This window comes from Mycobacterium sp. E1715, from assembly GCF_001667625.1.
Classification (GTDB): Bacteria; Actinomycetota; Actinomycetes; order Mycobacteriales; family Mycobacteriaceae; genus Mycobacterium.
Genome location: NZ_LZJJ01000221.1, coordinates 1 through 5,326 on the forward strand (window position 1 = coordinate 1; position 5,326 = coordinate 5,326).

General features: G+C 70.5%; 1 protein-coding gene. It reads right to left on the reverse strand.

All coding sequences use genetic code 11. The features are described from left to right. Positions 1 to 5,326, reverse strand: a 5,326-nt coding sequence (locus A9X03_RS12180; RefSeq protein ID WP_156746543.1) for a non-ribosomal peptide synthetase, incomplete at both ends; no start/stop codon positions are given.

A 5,326-nucleotide genomic window follows, 5' to 3' on the forward strand; every position in this document is an offset into this window, starting at 1 on the left:
TGACGTCGTAGCGGTACCGGTTCAGTTCGTTGTCGGCCATGCCGCGCTTGACCCGGATGTCCAGCCCGCCCGCGGATTCGTGACCGCCGACCCAGCTGGTGAAAAACTCGGGCGCCAAAAGCAATTCGGTCTCGCCGAGCATCGCGTGCCGGACGCGCTGGCGGATCTCGGCGGCGTCGCCGGCGCCGGCATCCGTACGGGCCAGCGCGATGCCGGTCTGGAATGCGCTCTGCAGGGCGTGGTTGCGGACGTCACCGATGAACACCGCCCCGCCCGGCGCGAGCAGTTCCATCGCGGCGTCCATGACGCCGGCCAAATATCCCGCGTTGGGGAAGTACTGGACGACGGAGTTGAGGATGACGGTGTCGAAAGAGCCCCGCGGCAGCCCGTCGGTGACGTCGGCCGGCTGGGTCAGCAGCTGAACCCGGTCGCGCCACGGGAGCTGCAATTGCTCCAACGAGCGGGCCAGGTTTTCGATCGCCGCGGCCGAAAAGTCCGTGGCGACATACTGATCGCACTGCGGGGCGATCTGCGACAGCAGCAATCCCGAGCCCGCGCCGATCTCGAGCACTCGCCGCGGTCGCAGCGCCATGATCCGTTCCACCGTGGCGGCACGCCACTCGACCATCTCCTCGAGCGGGATCGGGTCGCCGGTGTAGCTGCTGTTCCAGCCGCGGAAATCCATGCCGAAGCCGGACTCGCCGTCGGCGCCGTACAGGTCGTCGTAAAGGTGCTGCCACTCTTGGACGTTCTCGGCGTCGTCGTCGGCCGTGGTGTTGTGGTCGAGGGTGACGTAGGCGACCAGCTGCGTGCCGGTGGCGCTGTCCTGCACGGTGACGGCGGCCTGGGTTACCTGTGGGCAGGCCAGCAGGGTGTTCTCGATTTCGCCCAGTTCGATGCGCTGACCGCGCAGCTTGATCTGGGTGTCGGCGCGCCCCAGGTAGTCCAGGGTTCCCTCGGGCGTCCAGCGGGCCAGGTCGCCGGTGCGGTACATCCGTGACCCGGGCGCGCCAAAGGGATTGGCCACGAACCGTTCCGCGGTCAGCTCCACCCGACCCACGTAGCCGTGCGCCAGCGCGGGCCCGATCAGGTACAGCTCCCCCATCACCCCGACCGCCGCCGGGTTAAGCCAGGCGTCGAGCACCAGAGCGGACACGCCCGGAATCGGAGCGCCGATCCGGATCGGTCCGCCCGCCGACAGCGGCGCGCTGGAGGTCACCCAGATCGTGCACTCGGTGGGGCCGTAGACGTTGAACATGCGCCGGCCGGGCGCCCACGCGGCCACCAGCTCCGGCGAAAAGGCCTCTCCACCGACCATCAGCGTGTCGAACCCGTCCAGCCGGGCCGGGTCCAGGGATGCCAGCACCGTAGGGGTCAGGAACGCCGCGCTGACCCGCTGGCTTTCCAGTAGGGCGGTGAGCGGCTCCCCGGCGTAGACCCCCGGCGGCGCCACCACCAGCGCCGCGCCCGACCCGGCGGCCATCACCATTTCGCCGACGGACGCGTCGAACGTCGGCGAGGCCACCATGAGCAGCCGCGTGTCCGGTTGCAGCCCATGCACATCGCGTTCCGCCGCAGCCCAACCCAACAGACCGGCGTGGCTGACCGCCACCCCCTTGGGCGTGCCGGTGGAACCCGACGTGAAGATCACGTACGCGGTGTTGGCCGCCGTCAGCGGCGCGAGCCGCTCGGTGTCGGCGATCGCTTCCGCGGAGTACCCCGACAACTCGTCGATCCGGACCACCGGGCGCGCGCCGGCACCGGCCACGTCGTCGGCGCCGCAGGCCAACACGCACACCGCCCCCGCGGCGTCCAGCACCGTGGCGACGCGCTCGACGGGATGGTCCAGATCCACCGGCGCATGCACGCCGCCGGCCTTGACCACGGCCCACCACGCGACCACCAACTCCAGACCGCGATCCATCGCCACGCCCACGGCGCGTTCCGGACCAACGCTGGTCTCAATCAGCTTGCGGGCCAACCGGTTTGACCACTCGTCGAGCTCGCGATAGGACAGCGTCCCGGCACCGTCGACCACCGCGGGCGCGTCCGGGTTGGCGGCGACCGCCCCCGCGAGCAGCTGTGGCGCCACACCGACCGGCGCGGCCACACCGGCGCCGGAGAACCGCGACAGCACCAGATCGCGCTCTGCGCGATCCAGCAGGTCGATAGACGACAGGCGCCGGGTCGGATCGGAGGTGATCGCGGCCAGCACCCGCCGGAACCGCTCGACGAGCGCCTCGATGCCCGCGGTGTCGAACACCTCCGCGTCGAACTCGACGTGGAGGCCGAGCTGGCGGCCCGGGAGGGCCTCCACCGTCAGCGGGTAGTGGTTGTACTCGCGGTTGGTGAACTCGGCGATGGCCAACCCGTCGGGGCCCAACTGCATGCCGTCGCCGATCGGGTAGTTCTCGTAGACGAAGAGGGTGTCGAACAGTTGCTCGTGTCCGGTGGCGCGGTGAATGTCGCTGAGCGCCAGGTGTTGATGCTCGAGCGTGTCGTTGTGGTCGTCCTGCAGCTGGCGCAGCAGGTCCGCGGTGGTGGTGGTCGCGGTGATGTTCGCCCGCACCGGCACCGTGTTGATCAGCAAGCCGACCATCGATTCCGCGCCGGCCACCTCGAGCTGGCCCACCCGGGATCGCGGGGTGCCGAAGACGACGTCGTGCCGACCCGTCAGCGAGGTCAGCAGCAGCGCATAGGCGCCCTGGAGCACGGTGCTGACCGTGGTGTGGCAGGCGCGGGCCAGTTCGGTGAGGGCGCGGGTGGTTTCCTCGGGCACGCAAAAGGATTGGGTGCCGCGCCGCCCTTGCCCCAACCGGTCCTTGGGGCCGACGAGCGTCGGCGTCTCGAAGTCGGCGAGCGTCTGAGCCCAGGCGTCGCGGGCGGCATCGAGGTTCCGATCGGCCAGCCAGGTGACGAAGCTGCGATAAGGCGCGGCCGCGGGCAGCCGCTCCCCGTAGTAGCTGGTGAAGATCTCGCGCAGCAGGATCGGCAGCGACCACCCGTCGAGCACGATGTGGTGGTTGGTCAGCACCAGCCGGTGGCGGTCTTCCCGGGTGCGGATCAACGCCACCCGGAACTGCGGCTGGTCGGCCAGGTCCCCGACGGCGGCGCGTTCGGCCGCGCATAGGCGCTCGATCTGCTCGTCGGTGTCGAGCTCGACAAATCGCCACGCCACAACGGGATTGGCCGGGATGATCTGCACCGGCTCGTCGAACCGTTCGTAAAACCGGGCGGCCAGATGCGGATGACGGTGGATCACGGTGCGCACCGCGTCGTGCAGGCGGTCGGGGTCGAGGGGGCCGGTGAGCGTGAAATCCAGCTGCACGGCGTACATGTCGTCATCGCCGTGGGCGGTGCTGGAGTGGAAGAGCAGGCCCTGCTGCAGTGGGGTCAGCGGCAAGACGTCGGCGAGGTCGTATCGCCGGCCGAGTTCGTCGATCTGCGATTGGCTCAGCCGGGTGGGCGCGATGTCCGATGGCGTCAGACCGCCGCCCCCGGCCCGCACGTGCGCGCAGATGCCGGACAAGGCTTCGAACCACAGCTGACTCAGCCGGCCGATCTGTCCTTCGGTGAGGGCCGACGTCGCCCACGTCCAATCGGCGTGCAATTGCGGGCCGCTGTCGGTGTCGATGGTGCCGGCGTTGAGTTCGACGGTGTGCGCCAACGGCATTGGGATCGCCGCGGCGGCCGCCGTCAGGGACAGGCTCTCGGGGTGCAGCCGCCACAAGCCATCGGAGAGCTCGGTTCCGGCGACGAGGCGGCCGAGGTAGTTGAACCCGATCGTCGGGTCGGCGCCGCCCAGCTCGACGTCATCGTTGAGATAGCGCAGCACGCCATACGTCAGCGGGTGCGGCACGGCGCGGAGTTGTTCCTTGGCGTCTTTGATCACGCTTCCCAGCGCCGGGTCGCCGGCCCGCACCTGGCCCCAGGCCGGCCCGCCGACCGTCAGCGACACCGGGTATTTGGTGGTGAACCAGCCGATCGTGCGCGAGAGGTCCACGTGGGGCGCGACTTCCTCGTGGCGGCCGTGGCCCTCGACGTCGATGCCGACCGGCCCGCGGGCAGAAAGGTTGGGGCCCAAGAACTCCGCGCACGCCAACCCGAACGCGATCAACAGAATGTCTTGCACGCCGGTGTGGAATGCCGCCGGCGCCTCCCCGAGCAGCGTCCGGGTGTCCTCTACGTCCAGCGACGCCGACAGATGCCCGGCTGTGGCGTAGGTGTCCCCGGGCCGCACCGCCGGCAAGGCGGACGGTGTGGCCGCGATCCGCTTCCAGGCGCCCGCCTGGTCTACGACCTCCGGACGGCGGGCGTGTTCGCGGAGCAGCGTTGCCCACCGCGCGTATGACGTCCCGCCCACCGGCAACGCGGCCGGCTGGCCGCCCCGCCCCTGGGCGAAGGCGATGTTCAAGTCCTCCAACAGGATTCGCCACGACACCCCGTCGATGGCCAGGTGGTGAACGACCAACGCCAGCTGTCGCGTGGGGGCGGCCCACACCGCGCTGAGCATCGCCCCGGTGGCGGGGTTCAGCCTCGACCGCGCCTCCACCAAGGCCTCATCGGACAGCACGTCCACCGACCACAGGCACGCGGTCGCGTCGACGGCGCCCGCGTCGGGCACCCATAGGGACCACCCGTCGTCGCCGTCGCCCTCGACGCGTAGCCGCAGCATGGCGTGCCGGTCGAGGACGGCCTGCAGCCCTCCCGCGACGTCGGCTTCGGTCGCGCCGGCGGGCGCCTGGAGCACCATCGTCTGGTTGAACTCGGCGATCGGACCACCAATCTCGCGCAGCCACCGCATGATCGGGGTGGCCAGCACCGGTCCGAGGCCCTCGTCGGCCGCGGCGGTGTCGCCGTCGGCCACCCCGGCCACGGTCGCCAGGCGGGCGACGGTCTGCTCGACGAAGACGTCCCGCGGGCGGCACGTCAGGCCTGCGGCCCGCGCTCGCGAGACCACTTGCAGCGCCAGGATGCTGTCGCCCCCGAGTTCGAAGAAGGAGTCGTCGATGCCGACGCGGTCGAGGCCCAGGACGTCGGCGAAGACGGTGGCGAGAATCTCTTCGGTCGGGTTCTGCGGGGCGCGGTAGCGGTCGGCGCCGTATTCGGGGGCCGGCAGCGCGCGGATGTCCAGCTTGCCGTTGGCGGTCAGCGGCAGGGCTTGCAGGCCCACGATCGCGGCGGGCACCATGAACGCCGGCAACCGCTCGGAAAGCTCTGCCCGCAGCCGCGCCGGGTCGGCCGCGCCCGTGATGTAACCGACCAGACGCTTGTCACCGGGGCGATCCTCACGCGCGATCACCACCGCCTGCCCCACCCCGTCCAA